This window comes from Micromonospora sp. CNZ303 (genome assembly GCF_004345505.1).
Genome location: NZ_SLVT01000004.1, coordinates 241,977 through 261,259 on the forward strand (window position 1 = coordinate 241,977; position 19,283 = coordinate 261,259).

At 74.7% G+C, this 19,283-nt stretch carries 22 protein-coding genes; 18 read left to right on the forward strand and 4 right to left on the reverse strand.

Annotated elements, in window-relative coordinates; all coding sequences use genetic code 11:
• Positions 1-8 precede the first annotated feature (8 nt).
• From EV374_RS09475 to EV374_RS09515, 9 genes are all read left to right on the forward strand, one after another.
• Positions 9-566 (forward strand): winged helix-turn-helix domain-containing protein, encoded by a 558-nt coding sequence (locus EV374_RS09475; protein ID WP_132233646.1) that lies wholly within the window; start codon positions 9-11, stop codon positions 564-566.
• Positions 559-1,437, forward strand: a complete 879-nt coding sequence (locus tag EV374_RS09480) for an SRPBCC family protein (RefSeq protein ID WP_132233648.1) — start codon at positions 559-561, stop codon at positions 1,435-1,437. The genes EV374_RS09475 and EV374_RS09480 overlap by 8 nt, the downstream gene beginning before the upstream one ends.
• A 95-nt stretch (positions 1,438-1,532) precedes the next feature.
• On the forward strand, positions 1,533-1,766 hold the full coding sequence (locus tag EV374_RS09485) for a zinc-ribbon domain-containing protein (protein WP_132233650.1): 234 nt from the start codon (positions 1,533-1,535) through the stop codon (positions 1,764-1,766).
• An 8-nt stretch (positions 1,767-1,774) separates the two neighbouring features.
• The gene (locus EV374_RS09490; RefSeq protein ID WP_132233652.1) at positions 1,775-1,954 is read left to right on the forward strand and encodes a hypothetical protein; all 180 of its coding nucleotides are present in this window, start codon (positions 1,775-1,777) and stop codon (positions 1,952-1,954) included.
• A 57-nt stretch (positions 1,955-2,011) separates the two neighbouring features.
• Positions 2,012-2,485 (forward strand): hypothetical protein, encoded by a 474-nt coding sequence (locus tag EV374_RS09495; RefSeq protein ID WP_132233654.1) that lies wholly within the window; start codon positions 2,012-2,014, stop codon positions 2,483-2,485.
• Between the two features lie 103 nt (positions 2,486-2,588).
• Positions 2,589-3,698, forward strand: a complete 1,110-nt coding sequence (locus EV374_RS09500) for a hypothetical protein (protein ID WP_132233656.1) — start codon at positions 2,589-2,591, stop codon at positions 3,696-3,698.
• 121 nt (positions 3,699-3,819) lie between these two features.
• The gene (locus EV374_RS09505) at positions 3,820-5,286 is read left to right on the forward strand and encodes a hypothetical protein (protein ID WP_132233658.1); all 1,467 of its coding nucleotides are present in this window, start codon (positions 3,820-3,822) and stop codon (positions 5,284-5,286) included.
• A gap of 49 nt (positions 5,287-5,335) precedes the next feature.
• Positions 5,336-6,094 carry a MerR family transcriptional regulator gene (locus EV374_RS09510; RefSeq protein WP_132233660.1) on the forward strand — a complete coding sequence of 253 codons (759 nt, stop codon included), beginning with the start codon at positions 5,336-5,338 and terminating at the stop codon, positions 6,092-6,094.
• A gap of 26 nt (positions 6,095-6,120) precedes the next feature.
• On the forward strand, positions 6,121-6,405 hold the full coding sequence (locus EV374_RS09515; protein WP_132233662.1) for a putative quinol monooxygenase: 285 nt from the start codon (positions 6,121-6,123) through the stop codon (positions 6,403-6,405).
• Positions 6,406-6,825: 420 nt separating this feature from the next.
• On the opposite strand, the gene EV374_RS32455 is transcribed toward EV374_RS09515, so the two are convergent.
• Positions 6,826-6,966 carry a hypothetical protein gene (locus EV374_RS32455; RefSeq protein WP_165947732.1) on the reverse strand — a complete coding sequence of 47 codons (141 nt, stop codon included), beginning with the start codon at positions 6,964-6,966 and terminating at the stop codon, positions 6,826-6,828.
• 364 nt (positions 6,967-7,330) lie between these two features.
• Complete coding sequence (locus EV374_RS09520) at positions 7,331-8,878, reverse strand: gluconokinase (RefSeq protein WP_132233664.1); 1,548 nt, start codon at positions 8,876-8,878, stop codon at positions 7,331-7,333.
• A 172-nt stretch (positions 8,879-9,050) separates the two neighbouring features.
• Between EV374_RS09520 and EV374_RS09525 the strand changes: the two genes are divergently transcribed.
• The 5 genes from EV374_RS09525 to EV374_RS09545 all read left to right on the forward strand — a co-directional run bounded on the left by EV374_RS09525 (position 9,051) and on the right by EV374_RS09545 (position 14,929).
• Positions 9,051-11,429: an acylase gene (locus EV374_RS09525; protein ID WP_132233666.1), complete on the forward strand. Its 2,379-nt coding sequence runs from the start codon at positions 9,051-9,053 to the stop codon at positions 11,427-11,429.
• Between the two features lie 381 nt (positions 11,430-11,810).
• Positions 11,811-12,956 (forward strand): hypothetical protein, encoded by a 1,146-nt coding sequence (locus EV374_RS09530; RefSeq protein ID WP_132233668.1) that lies wholly within the window; start codon positions 11,811-11,813, stop codon positions 12,954-12,956.
• 71 nt (positions 12,957-13,027) lie between these two features.
• On the forward strand, positions 13,028-13,447 hold the full coding sequence (gene yidD, locus EV374_RS09535) for a membrane protein insertion efficiency factor YidD (protein ID WP_486485678.1): 420 nt from the start codon (positions 13,028-13,030) through the stop codon (positions 13,445-13,447).
• A 94-nt stretch (positions 13,448-13,541) separates the two neighbouring features.
• The gene (locus tag EV374_RS09540; RefSeq protein ID WP_132233672.1) at positions 13,542-14,030 is read left to right on the forward strand and encodes a WapI family immunity protein; all 489 of its coding nucleotides are present in this window, start codon (positions 13,542-13,544) and stop codon (positions 14,028-14,030) included.
• 95 nt (positions 14,031-14,125) lie between these two features.
• A complete protein-coding gene (locus tag EV374_RS09545; protein WP_132233674.1) occupies positions 14,126-14,929 on the forward strand; it encodes a hypothetical protein in 804 nt (267 codons plus the stop codon).
• Between the two features lies 1 nt (position 14,930).
• Here EV374_RS09545 and EV374_RS09550 read toward each other — a convergent pair whose 3' ends face one another.
• Both EV374_RS09550 and EV374_RS09555 read right to left on the reverse strand, forming a co-directional pair.
• Positions 14,931-15,398 carry a VOC family protein gene (locus EV374_RS09550; RefSeq protein ID WP_132233676.1) on the reverse strand — a complete coding sequence of 156 codons (468 nt, stop codon included), beginning with the start codon at positions 15,396-15,398 and terminating at the stop codon, positions 14,931-14,933.
• 18 nt (positions 15,399-15,416) lie between these two features.
• Positions 15,417-15,824 (reverse strand): MarR family winged helix-turn-helix transcriptional regulator, encoded by a 408-nt coding sequence (locus EV374_RS09555; RefSeq protein WP_486485679.1) that lies wholly within the window; start codon positions 15,822-15,824, stop codon positions 15,417-15,419.
• A 133-nt stretch (positions 15,825-15,957) separates the two neighbouring features.
• Between EV374_RS09555 and EV374_RS09560 the strand changes: the two genes are divergently transcribed.
• Genes EV374_RS09560 through EV374_RS09575 form a run of 4 tightly spaced genes read left to right on the forward strand, consistent with a single transcriptional unit; the run spans position 15,958 to position 19,272 of the window.
• Positions 15,958-17,190 (forward strand): multidrug effflux MFS transporter, encoded by a 1,233-nt coding sequence (locus tag EV374_RS09560; RefSeq protein ID WP_132233680.1) that lies wholly within the window; start codon positions 15,958-15,960, stop codon positions 17,188-17,190.
• Positions 17,191-17,240: 50 nt separating this feature from the next.
• On the forward strand, positions 17,241-17,354 hold the full coding sequence (locus EV374_RS09565) for a LuxR C-terminal-related transcriptional regulator (protein WP_486485680.1): 114 nt from the start codon (positions 17,241-17,243) through the stop codon (positions 17,352-17,354).
• On the forward strand, positions 17,351-18,034 hold the full coding sequence (locus EV374_RS09570; RefSeq protein WP_486485656.1) for an ankyrin repeat domain-containing protein: 684 nt from the start codon (positions 17,351-17,353) through the stop codon (positions 18,032-18,034). Before EV374_RS09565 ends, EV374_RS09570 begins: the two co-directional genes overlap by 4 nt.
• Positions 18,035-18,090: 56 nt before the next feature.
• Positions 18,091-19,272: an aminoglycoside phosphotransferase family protein gene (locus tag EV374_RS09575; RefSeq protein ID WP_132233682.1), complete on the forward strand. Its 1,182-nt coding sequence runs from the start codon at positions 18,091-18,093 to the stop codon at positions 19,270-19,272.
• The last annotated feature ends 11 nt before the right edge of the window (positions 19,273-19,283 follow it).

The following is a 19,283-nucleotide window of genomic DNA, read 5'->3' on the forward strand; positions in this document are numbered from 1 at the left end:
ATTTTGCCATGAGAGACGTCCTATACCTGGAACAGATCGAGCAGGCCGAGGTCCTGCTCAAGCCGCACCGCGTCGAGGTGCTGCGACAACTGGCCGAGCCGCGCACCTGCACCGAGGTCGCCAACCGGCTGGAGCAGACGCCGCAGCGCGTCTACTACCACGTCAAGCAGCTCGTCGCCGCCGGGCTGGTCGAGCTGGTCAGCGAACGCAAGGTCCGGGGCATCACCGAGGGCATCTACCAGGCCGCCGCCCGGTCCTACTGGCTGTCGCCCCGGCTGGTCGGCCGGATCGGCCTGCGCCGGGCCCGCGACGAGCTGAGCCTGGGCTACCTGCTGGACCTGATGGAGGAGGTCCAGGAGGACATCGCCGGGCTCGACCGTGCCGCCCCCGAACTCCCCTCGGTCGGGGTCGCCGGCGAGATCCGGGTGCCGGCGGAGCTCCGCCAGCAGTTCCTGCACGACCTGCAGAGCACTCTGCAGGACCTGTTCACCCGCTACGGGGGCGCCGAGGGCGACGCCTTCAAGCTCGCCGTGGCCTGCTACCCGAAGGGGAAAGAACGTGACTGAATTGATGAGGCTGCCCGTCCGTCTCGCCGCACCGGCCGAGGCCGTCCGCCGCGCCCTGACCGACCCGGCCGAGCTGCGCGTCTGGCTCGCCGAACACGCCGAGGTCGAGCTGCCGCGACGGTACGAGTTCTGGGGCCGCCACACCCCGGAGGGCGACGCGCCGCACCAGCGGCTGCTACACGTCGACGACGACACGCTGCGCTTCGCGTGGCTGCTCGACGGGGTGGAGACCACCACCGAGTTCGCCCTGCGCGCGGAGGGTCCCGGGACCACGGTGCTGACGCTGACCCAGAGCCACTTCGACTTCGCCGAGGCGATGAGCGGCAGCAGCATCCGGGGCGTGCTCCAGACGTTCTGGAGCCTGTCGCTGGCCAACCTGGCCGCCCACCTGGCGGGGCAGTCGCTGCTGCCGAAGGTCGACTTCGCCTCCGCCGAGATGCGCGGCGAGCTGCTGATCGACGCGCCGGCGGCGAAGGTCTTCGAGTCGCTGACCGACTCCGAGCAGGCCAGCGCCTGGTTCGGCTACCCGATCGGCATCGAGCCCTGGGTCGGCGGTCGCTACGCCATGGGCGGCTTCGAGCACGGCTACGCGGCGAAGGTCGTCGACCTGGAGCCGGGCCGGAAGCTGTCGGTGGACTGGGGACCGACCGGCGTCAGCACCTGGGAACTGGCCGAGTCGCAGGGGAAGACGAAGCTGACCTTCGTGCAGTCCGGCTTCGACGAGCAGAACCCGCCGTACGGGGCGTGGGCCGGGTCGGTCTCGTCGCTGTTCGAGCTGCGCCGGTTCCACGAGATGAAGGACTGGCAGCCGATCTGGCTCCCCGCGGAGGTGCCGGGCCTGGAACCCGTGCCCGCGAAGGCGACGAGCTGACGTACGCCCCCCGGGGTGCGCTCCAGCCCGGAGCGCGCCCCGGGTCGTCGAAAGTCGCAGGTGATAGTCGGGCGGCTCGTGGGTACTGGGGGGCGATGTTCTTCATCTTCGGGCTCCGCACCAAGGTCAGCCAGTCCGGCGTGGTGCAGCAGGTCTGCCGCAACTGCCACAACCAGGCCGCACAGGTGATCACACGCCGATCGACGAAGTTCAGCCTGTTCTTCGTGCCGCTCATCCCGATCCGCACCCGCTACGTGCAGCAGTGCACCTTCTGCGGCGCCCAGTACGACATCTCCCGGTCGGAGGCCGAGCGCCTCCCGGTCGGCTGAGCCCACCGATGGCCCGTTTCCTCTGCTGGCTGATCGGCCGACCGCCCGCCGCGCCCGCGCCCGTGCACACCGTCTCCCGGCCGCCGTGCACCCCCGGCCGCCGCCGCCGCCGTCGTCGCCGCGACCGCCGGCCGCTGGCCGGCACCGCCCTGCCCCGTTCGCCCTGGAACCGCTCCGCCGGGCGCTGACCGATTCGTGATCCGCCGAGGCGCGGCGGACTGGTGGGGCCGTGCCAGGATGTGGCGGTGTCGTACCCCCCTCATGCGTCGTACCCGCACATGCCGGGCCCCGTGACGCCGATGGCGTACCCCCACCCGATCGCGCCCCCGCCCGGCTACGCGGTGCTCGCCGTCACGGTGAACCGTGGCCCGTACATCGTGCCCGCCCCCGCCACGAGCAAGTTCAAGGTCAACGGCCAGCCGGTGCCGATCCCCGGCGAGGGCACCTGGTACGTGGTGATTCCTCCCGGGTCACTCGACGTGCGGTACACCGACTTCATGGGCCTGCCGCTGATCACCACCACGCTGGTCGCCCATCCCGGCGCGGCCTACCACCTGTCGTTCCGCTTCGGCGGCTGGCGCAACCGCGCCTACGACGGGTACGGCACCGACGTGACGAAGTTCGGGCTCTGGTCGAACTACAGCATCGCGCTGGTCACGTTGGGCGCCTTCGGGCTGATCTGCTGCGGCTTCCTGGGGCCGTTCACCACCCTGCTCTGAGCCGGTTCCGCGCGGCCCCGCCCCGGGCCGACGGCTGCGGCGGGTGCCACCGGCCGGGGCGGCGCCGGGCGCGGGCGGCGACGACCGCCTATCGTGGCGGATCGTGACGAGCACCGAGGAACGACTGGCCGCGATCCGCGGCGGCGTGCCACCGAGGCGGCACAACGCGCGCACCATCGCCGCCCTGACCGGCAATCCGGGCTGCACCCGGCGGGCCGTGCTGGACGGCGCGGGGGTGGACAAGCCGAAGCTGGCCGAGCGGATCGGCTTTCCCGCCCGGTTCGGGCAGTCCCGGTTCGCCATCACCCGGGGCAACGCGTTCGAGGCGCAGGTCAAGGCCGACGGCGGGGCCGAGCTGATGCGGCTGGTCGCCGAGCGGCTGGGCGTACCGGTGCCGGCGGCGGCGAGCTGGACGGACCTCGGCGACGGCGTCGAGGACGACACGGCCGCCCGGCACCGCCGCTCCGCCGCGCTGCTGACCGGCGCCACCCCCGCCGGGACGGACGACACCGCCGCCCTGTTCGACCACCCGCTGCTCGGCCTGGAGGTCGCCGGCCGCCGGGTGCACCTGGAGCCGGACCTGGTCGCCGCCCGGCTCGCCGGCCGGTTCCACGTCGTCGAGATCAAGTCGTTCCCGGTGGTCGACGGCCAGGCCGACCCGGCCAAGGTGTCCGGCGCCGCGATCCAGTCCGCCGTCTACGTGCTGGCCCTGCGCGAGCTGCTCGCCGCCGCCGGGCACGACCCGGAGCTGGTGTCGCACGACGCGGTGCTGGTCTGCCCGCGCGACTTCGCCCTCCAGCCGGTGGCCAGCCTGGTCGACGTGCGCAAGCAGCTGCTGGTGCTGCGCCGCCAGCTCGACCGGATGGCCCGGGTCGACGCGCTGCTGGCCGCCGTGCCCGAGGACTTCACCGCCGACCTGACGGTCGAGCCCGCGGCCCTGCTAGCCGCGCTGTCGCAGGTGCAGGCCCGCTACGCGCCCGACTGCCTGGCGGCCTGCGAGCTGGCGTACTTCTGCCGGCACGAGGCGCGCGGGCACACCGGGGCGCTGGGCCGGCCGGTCCGGGAGGCGCTCGGCGGGGTCGCGGAGGTCGACGAGGTGCTGGCGCTGGCCGCCGGCGAGCGCGCCCCGGAGCCCGGGCAGGAGGAGGCCGCCGCGCTGCTGCGGGCCGCCGCCCGGTTGCGCGCCGACGCCCTCACCGGGCCCCCCGCATGAGTACGCCGACCGCCCGTCGCCGCCACCCGGCCGATCCCTCGCCGCCCCGCGCCGGTTCACTCGCGGGGCCGGGGCGAGCGGCACGGCCACCAGCCGCCGCCGGCCGGGCGGGCAGGTCGGCGTGAGCACATTGCGCGCGCTCGCCCGGGCCCAGGCGCTCGCCGCCGGGGTGGCCCAGCCGGTGGCCACCGTCCGGCACCTGCACCTGTCCGCGCGACCGCTGGTGCTGGTGCCGCTGGCGATGGCCGGCGAGGCCAACGCGCCGCTGGCGGCGCTGGTCGGCGACGCCCCGGACGCGGCGCGGCTGCTGATCGTGCCGCAGCCCCGCAACCGTGACCAGCGGTTCGCGTTCGCCGCCGAGCTGGCCGGGATCGTGCTGCCCTACCTGGACGGGTTCCGGGGCGTCTCCGAGGCGGTGCCGGTCGACCGGGGCAGGGACGTGCGGTACCGCCACGTCGACGCCCCGCAGCTGCTGGTGCCGAACCCCGCCGGGATCACCTTCCTGCGGCTGTTCGGCCGTTCCACCCGCTTCCGCCGGCCGGACGGGGACTATCCGGTGCACCCGTCGGTGCCGGTGCTCGGGTGCTGGCTGACCTTCTTCGCGGAGCGGGCCGAGCACCCCGGCTCGTCGGCGCTGCTGGCGATGACCGACGCGCTGGCCCTGCACTGGGCCACCGGGCAGAGCGTGGTGGAGGACCTGCACCTGCCGGCGCTGCTCGGCTGGATCGACCCGCCCGCCGGGCTCACCGGCGCCGAGGCGGCGGCCCGGGCCGAGGACCCGGCGACCTGCCCGCCCGCCGGCCCGGCCACCGACCCGGACTTCGACAACCGGTGGCTCGCGCCGGCCATCGCCGCGTACGCCGCCGCCGAGGACGACCCGGTCGCGCGCGCCGGGGCGTACGCGGAGCTGGAACGGCTGCTGCGCGACCAGCTCGCGCCCACCTGGGAGCTGATGTGGCGCGGCGTGGGGCTGCTGCGCGGCCTGCCCCCGGGCGCCCGGGTGGCCGGCCGGTGGGACGGCGACAAGGACGCCTTCACCGGCTACGCCGAGCACGTCGACTCCGGCGGCGCGCCGCAACCCCGCCGGGACGGGGCGGTCGCCGCCGCCCAGCGGCTGCACCGGCTGGAACGGGCCCTGACCTCCTACGCGGTGCAGCGCGCCTACGACGACCCGCTGGTGATGGCGGAGCACCGGCTGACCGGGGAGGCGTTCGTCGGCGAGGTGACCCTGGCGGACCCGAAGCGGGTGGACGACACCGGGAAGCGTCCGGTGCTGCGCCCCCGGATCCAGCTGGTCACCACCGAGCCGGTGTCGGTGCCGGTCGGCGCGACGCTGTACTCGCCGGCCCGGCCGGCGCAGAAGGCCCGGGTGGTCTTCGTGACCCCGGCGGCGGACGGCAAGACCGAGGTGGTGCTGGAGCTCTCCGGCGGGATGGGCCGGGGGCTGACCGCGCCGCCGGGCAGCGTGCCCGAGGTGGGGGAGCGGCTCTGCTACACCACCCTGTCGGACGCGTTCATGCCGGCGGGGGCGTTCCCGGCGGTCGAGGAGACACCGTGGACGCACGGTGGACCGCCGGATCTGGCTTGACCCTCACGTAACGGCAGGCGGGAGCCTCGGTGGCGGAAGGGAGGGAACCATGGCCTACACGGTGGGACAGGTCGCGAGGGCGGCCGGCGTGACCGTGCGGACGCTGCACCACTACGACGGGATCGGACTGCTCTCGCCCAGTGGCCGCAGCAGCACCGGCTACCGGCGCTACGACGACGCCGACCTGGACCGGTTGCAGCACATCCGCTACTACCGGGAGCTGGGGTTCCCGCTGGAGGAGATCGCCGCGATCCTCGACGACCCGGCGAGTGACCGGGCGTCGCACCTGCGTCGCCAGCACGAGCTGCTGTCCGTACGGATCAGGAAGCTCCAGGAGATGGTCGCGGCGATCGAGTTCGCGATGGAGGCGAGCAAGTTGAACATTCCACTGACCCCGCAGGAGCGGTTCGAGGTCTTCGGCGACTTCGACCCGGACGCGCACACCGAGGAGGTCGAGCAACGCTGGGGCGACACCGACGCGTACCGCCAGTCGAACGAGCGGGTCGCCCGCTACACCAAGGACGACTGGCTGCGGAACAAGGCCGAGAACGAGGACTGGGCGCGGCGGTTCGTCGAGGTGATGGCATCCGGGGCGCCCGCGGACGGGCCGGCGGCCATGGACCTGGCCGAGGAGCACCGGCAGCTCATCAGCCGCTGGTTCTACGACTGCCCGTTCGAGCTGCACACCTGTCTGGCCGACATGTACGTGTCGGACGAGCGGTTCACCGCGTACTTCGAGACGATCAGGCCGGGGATGGCCGCCTACCTGGGCGAGGCCATCCACGCCAACGCCATCACCCGCGCCTGACGCGCGGCCGTACCCGGAGGTCAGCAGTGTTCATCGTCGCCGGCAGTCTCTACGTCGACCCGGACCAGCGGGACGCCTACCTGGCCGACTGCGTGGAGGTCGTCCGGCAGGCGCGGTCCGCGCCGGGCTGCGTCGACTTCGCGATCGGCGCGGACCTGGTCGAGCCGGGACGGATCAACGTCTACGAGCGCTGGGAGTCCGAGGAGCAGCTGCTCGACTTCCGGGGCTCCGGACCCTCGACGGAGCAGGCGGTGGCGATCCGCGGCGCGGAGGTGCACCGCTACCTGATCTCCGGGGTCGAGGCTCCCTGACGGGGCCGGCGGGGCGTCACGGCGTCCGGCCGGCTTCGTCGGGGGCGACCAGGTGGTCGTAGACGGTGCGGGCGAGGCGACGGACCACCTCGTCGCCGGTGGCGATCGGGCCGGAGGTGAGGAACGCGACCGCGACCCTCGGAGCCGGGAATCAGGTAGTGGCCCACGTCGTGGGAGGCGCCCGGCAGGTCGCCGGTCTTGTGGGCGACCGGCACGCCGGGCGCCGTACCGGCCGGAGAGGTCGCGGACGGTGACGCCAGCCGGGTTGGTGCCGGCGGAGGCGTCCACCACCTGCCGGAGCCGGTCGGTCAGGGGCAGGCGGCGGCCGGCGGCCGGATCGGTGGGCGGCGGGGGATCGGTGACCACCGGGCCGGTCCGTCGCTGCGGCCGGGCGCCGGGGCGGAGCACCTCCAGGGCGCCTCACCGGCGGCCGACCAACGGGACGTCGTAGGCGTACGGCGTGCCGTCGACGACCAGCGTGCCGCGCGCGGCCCGGCCGGTGATCCGCATGTCCGGGTCGGACGCCCGGCCGGTGTCGCCGTCGCACGCCCGGTAGCGCACCGTGCGCGTGCGGGTGTCGACCGAGAAGACCCCGCCGGGGAAGGCCAGCCACGCCGCCGAGGCCGCCCGGGCCCGGGCCCCGGTCCGCCGCCGTCCGCCGCTGCGGGGTCCGCCGCCAGCGTCAGCGCCGTGACGATCGCCAGCGGTACGCGGACAGCAGTCCACCGGGAAGACGAACGACTCTTGTCTGCTTTCCTCACGTTCGCACGATATGGACGTGGGTATCGCGGGCGTGGCCGCCCCCGGCGGCGTCACCCGTCCGGGCGGCGCCCTACGGCGGTCGGCGGCGCCGGTGCTGGCGGCAGCCCTCCGGGGGTGGGGCGGCGTCGGTTGCCGGCGGTGGCCCCGGGGTGGGGCGGCGCCCCTACCGCTTCGGTGCTGCCGGCGTCGGTGCCGGGGTCAGGCCCGGGGCGAGGCGGCGCAGCGAGGTGAACGTGGGAACCAGCGCGTCGTAGAGCCCGGCGAAGAGCGGCAGCAGGGCGGCGTAGGTGGCGGCGGCGGCCGGATCCGGGCGTGCCGTCTCCTCGATGCGCACCAGGTGGGCGGCGACCTCGATGGAGGGGATCAGCCCCAGCGCCTCCATGCCGAGCAGCGCCGCGCCGAAGCCGGAGCCCTCCCGCGTGGCGGGGAAGTGCACCGGCACGCCGAGCACGTCGGCCAGCATCTGCCGCCACAGCGGGCTGCGCGCGAAGCCGCCGCTGGCGCGAATCTCCCGGACCTCGTTGCCGGCGGCCCGCACCGAGGCCAGTACCAGCGCCAACTGCTGGCAGACGCCCTCCAGCGCGGCCCGCACCAGGTGCGCCCGGCGGTGCCCGTGGGTCAGCCCCACGTACGCGCCGCGCGGCAGCGCGCTCCAGTGCGGGGCGCGTTCGCTGAGCAGGTACGGCAGCATGATCAGACCGCCGGAGCCGACCGGTGCCAGCGCGGCCTGCGCCAGCAGCTCCTCCTCGGCGTCCTCGCCCAGCTCCGGGGCGAGCGCGTCGCCGGTCCACTCCAGCACGACGCCGCCGTTGTTGATCGCCCCGCCGACCACCCAGCGTTGCTCGGTCAGCGCGTAGCAGAACACCCCGCCGAGCGGGTCGACGCCGGGGCGCTCCACCATGACCCGCATCGCGCCGCTGGTGCCGATCGTGCAGGCCATCACGCCCGGGGCGACCGCGCCGAGCCCGAGGTTGGCCAGCGGGCCGTCCCCGGCGCCGACGACCACCTTCGTGTCCCGGGGCAGCCCGGTCGCCGCGGCGGCCTCGGCGGTGAGGCCGGGCAGCACGGTGGTGGTGGGGACCAGCTCCGGCAACTGCTCCGCGGTGATCCCGGCGACGCCGAGCGCCTCGGAGTCCCAGGAGAGCTGGTGCATGTCCATCAGCCCGGTGGCGGAGGCGACCGAGTGGTCGGTCACCAGCGCGTCGCACAGCCGCAGCAGCACCCAGTCCTTGATGCCCACCCAGTACGCCACCCGCCCGAACAGCACCGGCTCCTGCTCGGCGAACCAGAGCAGCTTGGGCAGCGGCGCCATTGGATGCACCGGGGTGCCGGTGCGGCGGTGCAGCGCCAGCCCGGACGGGACCGCGCGCAGCCGCTCGGCCTGCCGGCTGGCCCGCGAGTCGGCCCAGGTGAGTGACGGGGTGAGCGGGCGGCCGTCCGGGTCCAGGCCGATCAGGCTGTGCATCGCCGTGCCGAAGGAGAGCCCGGCGACCGGCCGGTCCAGCTCCGTTACGACCACGCGCACCGACTCCAGCACCGCCGCGTGGATGTGCCACGCGTCCTGCTCCGCGTAGCCGGGGAAGGGTTCGTCGAGGGGGTAGCCGACCGAGTGGTGGGCGAGCTGGGCGCCGTCCAGGTCGTACGCGACCGCCTTGGTGCTGGTCGTGCCGATGTCGACGCCGATCACCACCGGGCGGAGCGGGTCGCCCACCGGTCCCACCCCCTCGTCGGCCCTGGCTGCCGCCGACGTTACCCAGCGTCCGGGGGGTCCGTAGGGGGAACAACCCGGTTTCCCGGTCGGGTCTTCCTCGGCACGCCCGCGCCCGGCGAGAATGCCGGTCGTGTGAACTTCTCACACGTCCACCGGACGGGAGGAAGTCCCGATGAGGCCAAGGCCGCTCTGCGCACTGGTCACCGCCCTCGCCACGGTCGCCACCACAGCGGTCGCCGGCGTCCCGCCGGCCGCCGCGCGGCACCACGACGGCGGCTACTCGGCGGAGATCCGTCGGGCGTCGTACGGCGTCCCGCACATCACCGCCCGCACCTTCGCCAGCCTCGGCTTCGGCGTCGGCCACGTCCAGGCCGAGGACAACATCTGCGTGATCGCAGAGAAGGCCGTCACGGTCAACGCCGAGCGGTCCCGCTACTTCGGAGCGACGGGCCCCACGGACGCGAACGTCCGCAGCGACCTCTTCCACCGCAAGGCGATCGACGACCGCACCGCCGAGCGGCTGCTACAGGGGCCCCGCGACGGCGTGCACTCCCCGTCCGACGAGGTCCGCGACCAGATCCGCGGCTTCGTCGCCGGCTACAACAGCTATCTGCGCCGCACCGGCGCGGCGAACCTCACCGACCCGGCCTGCCGGGGCAAGCCGTGGGTGCGTCCGCTGACCGAGCTGGACATGTGGCGCGCGAGCTGGGCCAGCATGGTCCGGGCCGGCTCGCGGGCGGTGCTCGACGGGATCGTCGCCGCCGCCCCGCCCACGGCCACCGGTCCGGCCGCCGCCCTCGACGCGCCGGGCGCCGCGGCGGTCGTCGCCGCCCGTGACGGCGCGCCCGCCGGTGTCGGCAGCAACGCGTACGGGCTGGGCGCGCGGGCCACCACGCACGGCGGCGGGATGGTGCTGGCCAACCCGCACTTCCCGTGGGAGGGGGCGGAACGCTTCTACCGGATGCACCTGAAGGTCCCGGGCCGCTACGACGTGGAGGGCGCGGCGCTCATCGGCGACCCGATCATCGAGATCGGGCACAACCGCACCCTCGCCTGGAGCCACACCGTCTCCACCGCCCGCCGCTTCGTCTGGCACCGGCTCGCGCTGGTCCCCGGCGACCCGACGTCTTACTACGTGGACGGCCGGGCCCGGAAGATGACCACCCGCACGGTCACCGTCCAGGTGCCCGCCCCGGGTGGCGGCACCGTTCCGGTCAGCCGCACCTTCCACGACACCCACTTCGGTCCGGTCGTCGTCGTCCCCGGCACCTTCGACTGGACCACCACCGCCGCGTACGCGATCACCGACGTCAACGCGACAAACAACCGGGCGTTCGACGGCTGGCTCGAGATGGGCCGGGCGAAGACGGTCCGCGAGCTGAAGCAGGTCCTCGACCGGCACCAGTTCCTGCCCTGGGTCAACGTGATCGCCGCCGACGCCCGTGGTGAGGCGCTCTACGCCGACCACTCGGTGGTGCCCCGGGTCACCGACGAGCTGGCCGCCGCCTGCATCCCCGCGCCGTTCCAGCCGCTCTACGCCAGCAGCGGCCAGGCCGTCCTCGACGGCTCCCGGTCGGCCTGTGCGCTGGGCCGCGACCGCGACGCGGCGGTGCCCGGCATCCTCGGCCCGGCCAACCTGCCGATCCGGTTCCGCGCCGACTACGTGACCAACTCCAACGACAGCCACTGGCTGGCCAATCCGGAGGCGCCGCTGGAGGGCTTCCCGCGCATCGTCGGCAACGAGCGCACCGAGCGCAGCCTGCGTACGCGCCTCGGCGTGGAGCAGGTGCGGGAGCGGCTCGCCGGCACCGACGGGCTGCCCGGGCGGGGCTACACCACGTCCCGGCTCTGGCAGACGGTCTTCGGCAACCGCGCGTACGGCGGCGAACTGCTGCGCGACGACCTGGTGGCGTTGTGCGCCGCGCAGCCCACCGCGACCGCCTCCGACGGGACCACTGTCGACCTGCGGGGGGCCTGCGCGGCGCTGAAGGGCTGGGACCTGCGCGTCGACCTGGACAGCCGCGGCGCACACCTGTTCACCGAGTTCGCCCTGTCGGGCGGCATCCGGTTCGCCGACGCGTTCGACGCCGCCGACCCGGTGCGCACCCCGAGCCGGCTCGACACCGCCGACCCGCGCGTGCTCACCGCGCTCGCCGACGCCGTCCGTAAGCTCGCCGGCATCCCGCTCGACGCGCGCCTGGGCGACATCCAGACCGAGCCGCGCGGCGACCGGCGGATCCCGATCCACGGCGGACGCGCCGAGGCCGGCGTCTTCAACATGATCATCGGTCCGTTGGCGCCGGGCGTCGGCTACCCGAAGGTGGTGCACGGCTCGTCCTTCGTGATGGCCGTCGAGCTGGGCCGCAACGGTCCCTCGGGGCGGCAGATCCTCACCTACTCCCAGTCGAGCAACCCGAACTCGCCCTGGTACGGCGACCAGACCCGGCTCTACTCGGGCAAGGGCTGGGACACGATCAAATACACGGAGGCGCAGATCAAGGCCGACCCGAACCTGCGCACCTACCGCGTGGGGGAGGGTCGCCGCCACTGACTCGCGATCGGTCGCGCCCGTCCGGTCACCGCGACCGGGCGGGCGCGACCGCGTTCACGGGTAGGGAGTGGCTGCGCGCGCTGGTCACCTTTCAGATCTTGGCAACAAACGGCCCTTACAGGGGCCCTTCCGTACCAAGATCTACACCGGCCCCCGACCGCCTGGGACCGGTGCCCGGTTCCGTGGGTGCTGTTCGGTGGGCGGTGGGGTGTGCCGCCGGACACGCCCGACTGATGCGAAACGATGCGGCGAAATCCACCTATCGCCCGTTTTCGCCCGTCGTTCGGCCATTTTGCCCGTTGCGGCGTGTCCCCGTCGGCCGTTGTCACCGTTGACGGTTGTGACACCCCGGTTGGTGGCCTGCACGGCGAAGGAGTCGGCATGGCAAGGACTGATTCGACGGGTTCCACGTGGCGGTACCGGTGGGTGCACCGGCAGAACGAACGGCGGCGGCGGGAGTTCCGCAGCGCCGACACGGCATGGCGAAGACGCGACGACGAACTGCGCCGCCTGCGTACCCTCGCCGAGGAGTTCCAGGGCTCGGCCGCGGCGGGCGCCGGCCTGGCGCTGGAGCTCGCGCCCGACGAGGTGGTGTTCTGGGTGCTGCCGGCCGCGCAGCTGGTGGAGGTACGACACACCACCGTGCTGCCCGCGCCCGACCTGACGGTCGCCCCGGCCGCCGCGCCGCCGCGGCCCCGCAGGCCGGACGGTGTCCGGGTCGCCGACGCCGGCATGGCGGTGATCACCAACCGCCGGCTGGTGCTGCTCGGCGGTCGCGGCCGGCGCGACTGGGCGTACGGGAGGATGACCGGCCTGGCCCACGACCCGCACGCGCCCGTCACCCTCATGCAGGTGCTGGACCGGCGGCGCACCTCCGGCCTGATGCTCCCGGCGGACGTCGCCGCCGACTTCCGGTTCAAGCTGACCCTGGCCTTCGCCGACGCCATCGAGCAGCGCGGCGCGGTGCTCGACCAGCTCGACGAGGCGATCGCCGAGCACGCGCAGCTCAAGCCGTTCCGGCCGCAGATCGCGACCCCGGCGCAGGCCCGGCCCTTCGCGTTCGTGCCCGGCGGCCGGCGCACCGTGGCCGTCGCCGCCGGCATCGCCCTGCTGGTGCCCGCCGCCCTGCTGGACACCGATCCCGCCGACCCGACCGGCTCCGAGGTCGCCGTCGCCGCGACCCCCGCGCCGACCTTCGTCGCCCCGCCGGTCGCCCTCCCGGCCGCGCAGGCGAAGGTGCCGCCCGCCGCGTCGAAACCGCGACGTGGCACCACCGCACCCACGCCGACGCCCGCCCGCGAGCGCCTCTGCGGCGCCCCGACCAACCCGATGGGGTACGACTTCTGCGGCGGCGAGCGCATCCGCAGGCCGGCCGTCGAAATCTGCGACTGGTTCGACTGCGTACCCGGGTTCTGGGCCGGCCGGGGCCACCTGGTGCAGTGCGGCGACGGCTCGGTCAGCCTCACCGGCGGGCGGCGCGACGCCTGCGCCGGGCACGACGGAGTGCGCCGCACGGTCTGGCGCTGACCACCGGGCCGGCCACCACCGGGGCGACGGCACGCCATCCGAGAGATCCGGGGTGGCGCGGAAGTCGCATGATGTTCCCTGTGATCCACCTCCCGAGCAACCAGCGTCGCAAGAAGAAGAGCCGCTTCGACAACTGCGACGCCTGCAACTGCGACATCCCCTGCTGCGACCTGGGGCTCTTCTCCACCCTGCTGACCCTGGGCGCGCTGGGCGCCCGGCTCGTGTCGCCCGGCCGGGCCTCGGCACCGCCGACCGTCGCCGCCGGGCGGGCGCCGCTGGTGGACCGGGCCGGGCGGGCCGCCATCCTCGGCTACCGGCGCTGGCTGTCGCACCGCTGGCCCGGGCAGTGCCGCTTCACCCCGACGTGCAGCGCGTACGGGCTCGCCGCCGTGGAGCGCCACGGGCTGGCCGTCGGCGGGCGGATGGCGGCCGACCGGGTGCGCCGCTGCCGGCCCGACGTGCCGCGCGGCACCCACGACCCGGTGCGCTGACCGGGCGTCCGCACCCGGGGCCGCTGTTCGCCGGGGCGCCCTGAGCTGCGGGGATGCCCCCCATCCGCGCCTCGGGATCGGTCATGATGACAGCATGGAGATCCGCTCCGACGACGGCGCCCGGGTGAGGATCCGGCCGGTGGGCTACCAGCCCGGGGTCGAGCCGCCGGACGACCCGGACGAGGCGGCGGACTGGGACGACTGGCTGCTCGTCGAGACCGACGCCCGCACCGCCGACGGGCAGGCCTGGTCGCACCTCGAACCCTGCCTGACGGTGGCAGAGGCGTACGCGCTGGCGGGCTGGCTGCGGCAGCAGGCGGAGACGACCGGTGACCCGGCGGAGCCGTTGGCGGTGGCCCGCTTCACCGAGCCGAACCTGGCCTTCCGCACCCGCGTACTGCGCCGCCGTCGGCTCGCGTTGACGGTCGAGTTCGCGTACGAGTCCCTGCCGCCGTGGATGCGGCGGCAGCCGCCGGGCGCGGTCTATCCGCTGACGCTCACCGTCTCCGCCGACGCGCTCTCCGTGGCCGCCGAGCAGTGGGCGCGGGAAACCGACGCGTACCCCCGCCGCGCCACCTGCTGACGGTCGGCCGCTCGCAAGTCGACTTTCCGGCTACCGGGCCACCTCGTGGGTGGTGACGACGACACTGGACGGACGACGAACCGCAGGGGGGCGGGATGGCCGACGAGGAGCGGACGGAGATCCGACGGTGGCCGCCGCGACGGGTCTGGATGGTGGCGCTGCTCGGTGCCGGGGTCACCCTCGTGGCACTGGCCTTCACCGTCGCCGCCATCGTCTATTCGCCGGACGAGGTGGGCGGGCCCTCCGACCAGGCCGAGTACCAGGCGCGGATCCGCGCCGACCGGTCCGGTCTCTTTCCCGGCACCATCCACGTGGCGGCCGAGCGGCGGGTGCGGGTGGGCGAGGAGAGCAGGATCGGGATCTGGGCGTGCGGTCCGGACAGCGGTGTGGCCTGCCCGGCCGCCACGGCGACGTCCGGGACCGGCCCCGTTCCGGACGCGAGCCGCGAACCGGTGGCGGTCCCGCTCGGAGCCCGGGTGCGGGTCGACCTGACGAGCGGCAACCCCGACGCGATGACGGTCAGGTCGGTGGACGCGACCGGGGACCCGGCACAGCCCCTGACCGAACGCGACGACGTGGCCTACTGGGCCTGGTTCGTGAAGGCCGCCCGACCCGGCACGTACCCGCTCGTCGCGAGCGTGTCGGTTCTCGCGGGCGATTCCGAGACGCTGCTGATGCCCCGGGAGCGGGTGGACATCGAGCTGACGGTGACCAGGACGGGCGCCTACACCGCGCGCGAGGCGACCCGCGGCGGCTGGGCGGTGACCCAGTGGATCGTCGGCACGGTGATCGCGTTGCTGGGCACCGGGTTGATCACCGTGGCGACCCTTGCCCGATGGCGGCGCGGTCCCGGTAGGTCGCGGCGTCGTCGCACCCGGGCCCGCCGGCCGGACGCCTGAGTCACTCCGGGCCGCGGCCGGCCTCGGCGGGACCCGCACCAGCACCGAGGTCGGGGACGGTGAGTGAGCCGTCGGGGCCGAGGGGGAGGCCCGGGTTCCAGGCGATCTCCCAGACGTGCCCGTCGGGGTCGGCGAAGCAGCCGGCGTAGCCGCCGTAGAAGGTCTCGCGTGCCGGTACGGTCACCTCCGCCCCGGCGTCGGCCGCCGCCGTCAGCAGTTCGTCGACCTCGCCCCGGGAGCGGACGTTCTGCGCCAGCGTCGTCCCGCCGAACCCGCCCGCGCCCCGGTCGGGCACGCCCGCGTCGGCGGCCAGCTTCTCCCGGCTCCACAACACCAGCGCCAGGCCGCCCGCCTGGAAGAAGACGGTCTCCTCGACCTCCTGGCCGCGCCAGCCGAGCCGCTCGTAGAAGGCGCGTGCCCGGGCCACGTCGGCGACGCCAAGCGTCACGAGGCTGATCCGCTGCTCCATCACCCGACGACCCTCCACCTACGACCCGGCACCGTCCACCGTCACCGTAGTCATCCGGTCGGCGAGGCGGCGCAGCGCCGGGGCGGCAGCGAGCAGCGTCTCGCGGTCCGGGGCGTCCAGCTCGGCCAGCGCGGCGGCGAGCAGGTCGCGCCGGTGCCGCCCGTACGCGGCCATCCGCTCCCGCGCCGCGTCGGTCAGCTCCAGCCGGATCGTGCGCCGGTCGGCCGGGTCCCGCTCGCGGTGCAGCAGCCCGGCGGTGGTCAGCTCGCCGACGAGGGTGCTGACCGTGTTCGGCGCGGTGCCGAGTCGCTCGGCGGCCTCGCGGACGCCGATTCCCGGGTGCCGCTGCACGAGGCGCAGCACCTCCACCTGGGCGTCCGGCAGGGCGGTGCGGCCGACCCGCTGGGTGGCCGTCCGGCGCAGCATCCGGTGCAGGTCGCCGAGCGCTCCGCCGAGCAGGTCGACCGTCTCGTCCGTCACAGTCAGGCCCTCCGACGCCGAAATAGCTCTGTAGTCAGAGCTATCGTAGCCGGGCCGAGCCGTCAGTGAGGGGACCGCCATGCCGCACGCCACCGCGCCGCCCGTACCAGCGGGCGAGCGCGTCGCCGCGCCCACCGGGCGGGCCGCCGTCGTGCTGCTGGTGCTGCTCGGCACGCTCACCGCGTTCGGGCCGCTCTCCCTGGACACCTACCTGCCGGCGTTTCCGGAGATGACCCGCGACCTGTCCGCCAGCCAGGCGCAGATCCAGCTCTCGCTGACCACCTGCCTCGTCGGCATGGCGCTCGGCCAGCTCGTCACCGGTCCGCTCAGCGACCGCTTCGGGCGTCGCCGGCCCGTGCTGGTGGGCGTCGCCGCGTACACCCTGCTGTCGTTGGTGTGCGCGGCCGTGCCGTCGGCCGAGACCCTGGCCGCCGCGCGGCTCGCGCAGGGCTTCGCCGGCGGCATGGGCGTCGTGGTCGCCCGCGCCGTCGTGCGCGACCTCTACGCCGGCCGCGAGGCCGCCAAGTACTTCTCCCGGCTCACCCTGGTCTTCGGCGTCGCCCCGATGGCCGCGCCCGCCTTCGGCAGCCTGGTGCTGCGCTTCGGGGACTGGCGTACCGTCTTCGTCGCCCTCGCCGTGATCGGCGCACTGCTCGCCGTCGCCGTCGCGTGGCGGCTGCCGGAGACGCTGCCCGCCGCGCGGCGCAGCACCGGCGGCCTCGCCGCCACGGCCGCCGCCGGCCGCTCGCTCTTCACCGACCGGATCTTCCTCGGGTACGCGCTGGCACAGGGCCTCGCCTTCGCCGCGCTCTTCGCCTACATCTCCGGGTCGTCCTTCGTCTTCCAGGACGTCTTCGGCGTCTCGGCCGGCGCGTTCAGCCTCATCTTCGGCGTCAACGCACTTGCCCTGGTCGCCGCCGGTCAGCTCAACGCCCGCCTGCTGGACCGCTTCGCGCCCCGCACGCTGCTGGTGCGCCCGCTGGGCGTGGGGCTGCTGGCCGCCGCCGTCCTGCTCGCGGGCGCGCTGCTCGGCAGCCTGCCGCTGGTGGCGGTGGCGCTCTTCGTCTTCATGGGATCCCTCGGCATGGTGATGCCGAACGGCACCGCGCTCGCCCTGGACCGCCACCCCGCCCACGCCGGCACGGCCGCCGCCCTGCTCGGCACCATCCAGTCGCTGGTGGGGGCGATGGCCGCCCCGCTGGTCGGGCTGGGCGGCGAGGGCAGCGCCGTCCCGATGGCCGTGGTGCTCGCCGGGGCGGCGGTCGCCTCCCTCGCCGTCGTCGGCACCCTCGCCCGCACCCGCCGCCCCTGACGCTGCTCGCCCGTGGTCACGCAAACAGGGAGATCAGCCGACGGCTGTTCATCAGCGAGGCCACCGTCAAGACCCACCTGGTCCGCATCTACGCCAAGCTTGGCGTCGACTCGCGTACCGCGGCGGTGCACGCCGCCGTTGAACGGAAGCTGATCCGACTGTGAGACGCCGCGCCCTGCTCGCCCTCACCCTCGCCGCCCTCGCGGCGGCCGGCTGCACGCCGCCCGAGACCACACCCGCCCCGGAGGACACCGTGACCGCACCAGCGAACCAGGACCTGCTCGCCGCCGCGAGCGCCGGCGACCCGACGAGGGTACGCGCCGCGCTGGCCGCCGGCGCCGACACCGAGACCCGCGACGAAAGACGGCGTACGCCGCTGCTGCTGGCCGCCGCCAACGACCACGTCGAGGTGGCCCGGATGCTGGTCGAGGCGGGCGCGGATCCGGACGCCCACGACGACCAGCACGACACCCCCTGGCTGGTGACCGGCGTGACCGGCAGCGTCGCGATGCTGGAGGTGCTGCTGCCCGCCAAGCCGGACCTGACGATCGTGAACCGCTACGGCGGGATCTCCGTCATCCCCGCCAGCGAACGCGGCCACGTCGACTACGTCCGGCGGGTCGTCCACACCGGCATCGACGTCAACCACGTCAACAACCTCGGCTGGACCGCCCTGCTGGAGTGCGTGATCCTCGGCGACGGCAGCAGGCCGTACCAGCAGATCGCGGAGATCCTCGTGGCCGCCGGCGCGCGCGTCCAGCAGCCCGACCGCGACGGCGTCGACGCGCTGGAGCACGCCCGCCAGCGTGGGTACGCCGAGATCGTCGCCATCCTCTCCCGCTGACCGGCCGCTGCCTTAACCAGTCGCCGAAATTCGCGTGCCGGCGGTAGCGTGCCGGCGTGCCCCGCCTCGTGACCCTCGTCCTGGTCGATGCCGCCGGCGCTGCGCTGGGCGCCCTGCCGCCGTTCGACGTCCCGTCGCCCTGGTGGCAGGAGGTCGCCCCGGTCGTGGCCGAGGCCCGCCGGCGGTACGGCGTCGAGGTGGCCGTGCTCCGCCTGCTGGCCGGCGAGGCGCCGCAGCCGATGGGCGGCACGGTCACGTACCTCGCCCAGGTCGACGGGCCGCCCGCCACGCCGCTCGTACCGGCGAAGGCAGACCTGTCGGCGGACCCGCTGCGCGCCCCCTACGCCGAGCCCGGCGGCCCGGCGCGCAGCCTCGCCTGGGCGACGGCGGAGCTGCGGCGGCTCGGCCGCCCGGCGCGGACCGTCACGCAGCAGCGCACCTGGAACCTGTCGGCGGTCTGGCGGCTCGACGGGCCGGACGGCACGGCCTGGCTGAAGCAGGTGCCGGTGTTCTTCCGGCACGAGGCCGCCGTGCTGCGCTGGCTCGGCCGGGCCGCGCCCGGGAGGACGTCGACGCTGCTCGCCGACGACCGCGACGGCCGGATGCTGATCGAGCACGTGCCCGGCGAGGACCGCTACGGCGCGCCCGTCGAGGAGCGGCTGGCGATGGCCGCCGACTTCCACCCGGTGCAGGTGCGCTCCGCCCCCGACGTGGCGGAACTCGTCGCGGCGGGCGTGCCCGACCTGCGCGCCGACGCCCTGCCGGCCTGGATCAGCGACCGGCTGGTCGGCTGGGACACCTCGCGGGTGCAGTCCCTGCTGGCGGGGCTGGCGGCGCGGCTCGACGAGGTACGCGGGTGCGGGCTGCCGGACACCCTCGTGCACGGGGACCTGCACCCGGGCAACGTGCGCGCCTGCGATGGGCGGCACGTGGTCATCGACTGGGGTGACGCGTTCGTGGGACACCCGGCGTTCGACGCGCTGCGGCTGGTGGAGGGCCTTGCGGACGACGCCGCCGCCCCGGTGCTCGCCGAGTGGTGCGCGCGGTGGCGGGCCGAGGTGCCCGGGTGCGAGCCGGAACAGGCCGTGGAGCTGCTGCGGCCGGTCGCGGCGCTGCGGATGGCGGCCGTGTACGCGATGTTCCTCGACGGGATCGAGGCGAGCGAGCGGGTCTACCACGCCACGGACGTCGACACCTACTTCGCGAAGGCGCTCGCGCAGGTGGCGACGTCGGCGTGACAAATCCCGAC

What these genes read in the sequence shown, in the direction of transcription:
- EV374_RS09475 (WP_132233646.1), top strand. Translation starts at nt 9, where the DNA reads ATGAGAGACGTCCTATACCTGGAACAGATCGAGCAGGCCGAGGTCCTG.
- EV374_RS09485 (WP_132233650.1), top strand. Translation starts at nt 1,533, where the DNA reads ATGTTCTTCATCTTCGGGCTCCGCACCAAGGTCAGCCAGTCCGGCGTG.
- EV374_RS09490 (WP_132233652.1), top strand. Translation starts at nt 1,775, where the DNA reads ATGGCCCGTTTCCTCTGCTGGCTGATCGGCCGACCGCCCGCCGCGCCC.
- EV374_RS09510 (WP_132233660.1), top strand. Translation starts at nt 5,336, where the DNA reads ATGGCCTACACGGTGGGACAGGTCGCGAGGGCGGCCGGCGTGACCGTG.
- EV374_RS09525 (WP_132233666.1), top strand. Translation starts at nt 9,051, where the DNA reads ATGAGGCCAAGGCCGCTCTGCGCACTGGTCACCGCCCTCGCCACGGTC.
- EV374_RS09530 (WP_132233668.1), top strand. Translation starts at nt 11,811, where the DNA reads ATGGCAAGGACTGATTCGACGGGTTCCACGTGGCGGTACCGGTGGGTG.
- yidD (WP_486485678.1), top strand. Translation starts at nt 13,028, where the DNA reads ATGTTCCCTGTGATCCACCTCCCGAGCAACCAGCGTCGCAAGAAGAAG.
- EV374_RS09540 (WP_132233672.1), top strand. Translation starts at nt 13,542, where the DNA reads ATGGAGATCCGCTCCGACGACGGCGCCCGGGTGAGGATCCGGCCGGTG.
- EV374_RS09545 (WP_132233674.1), top strand. Translation starts at nt 14,126, where the DNA reads ATGGCCGACGAGGAGCGGACGGAGATCCGACGGTGGCCGCCGCGACGG.
- EV374_RS09550 (WP_132233676.1), bottom strand. Translation starts at nt 15,398, where the DNA reads ATGGAGCAGCGGATCAGCCTCGTGACGCTTGGCGTCGCCGACGTGGCC.
- EV374_RS09555 (WP_486485679.1), bottom strand. Translation starts at nt 15,824, where the DNA reads ATGCTGCGCCGGACGGCCACCCAGCGGGTCGGCCGCACCGCCCTGCCG.
- EV374_RS09560 (WP_132233680.1), top strand. Translation starts at nt 15,958, where the DNA reads ATGCCGCACGCCACCGCGCCGCCCGTACCAGCGGGCGAGCGCGTCGCC.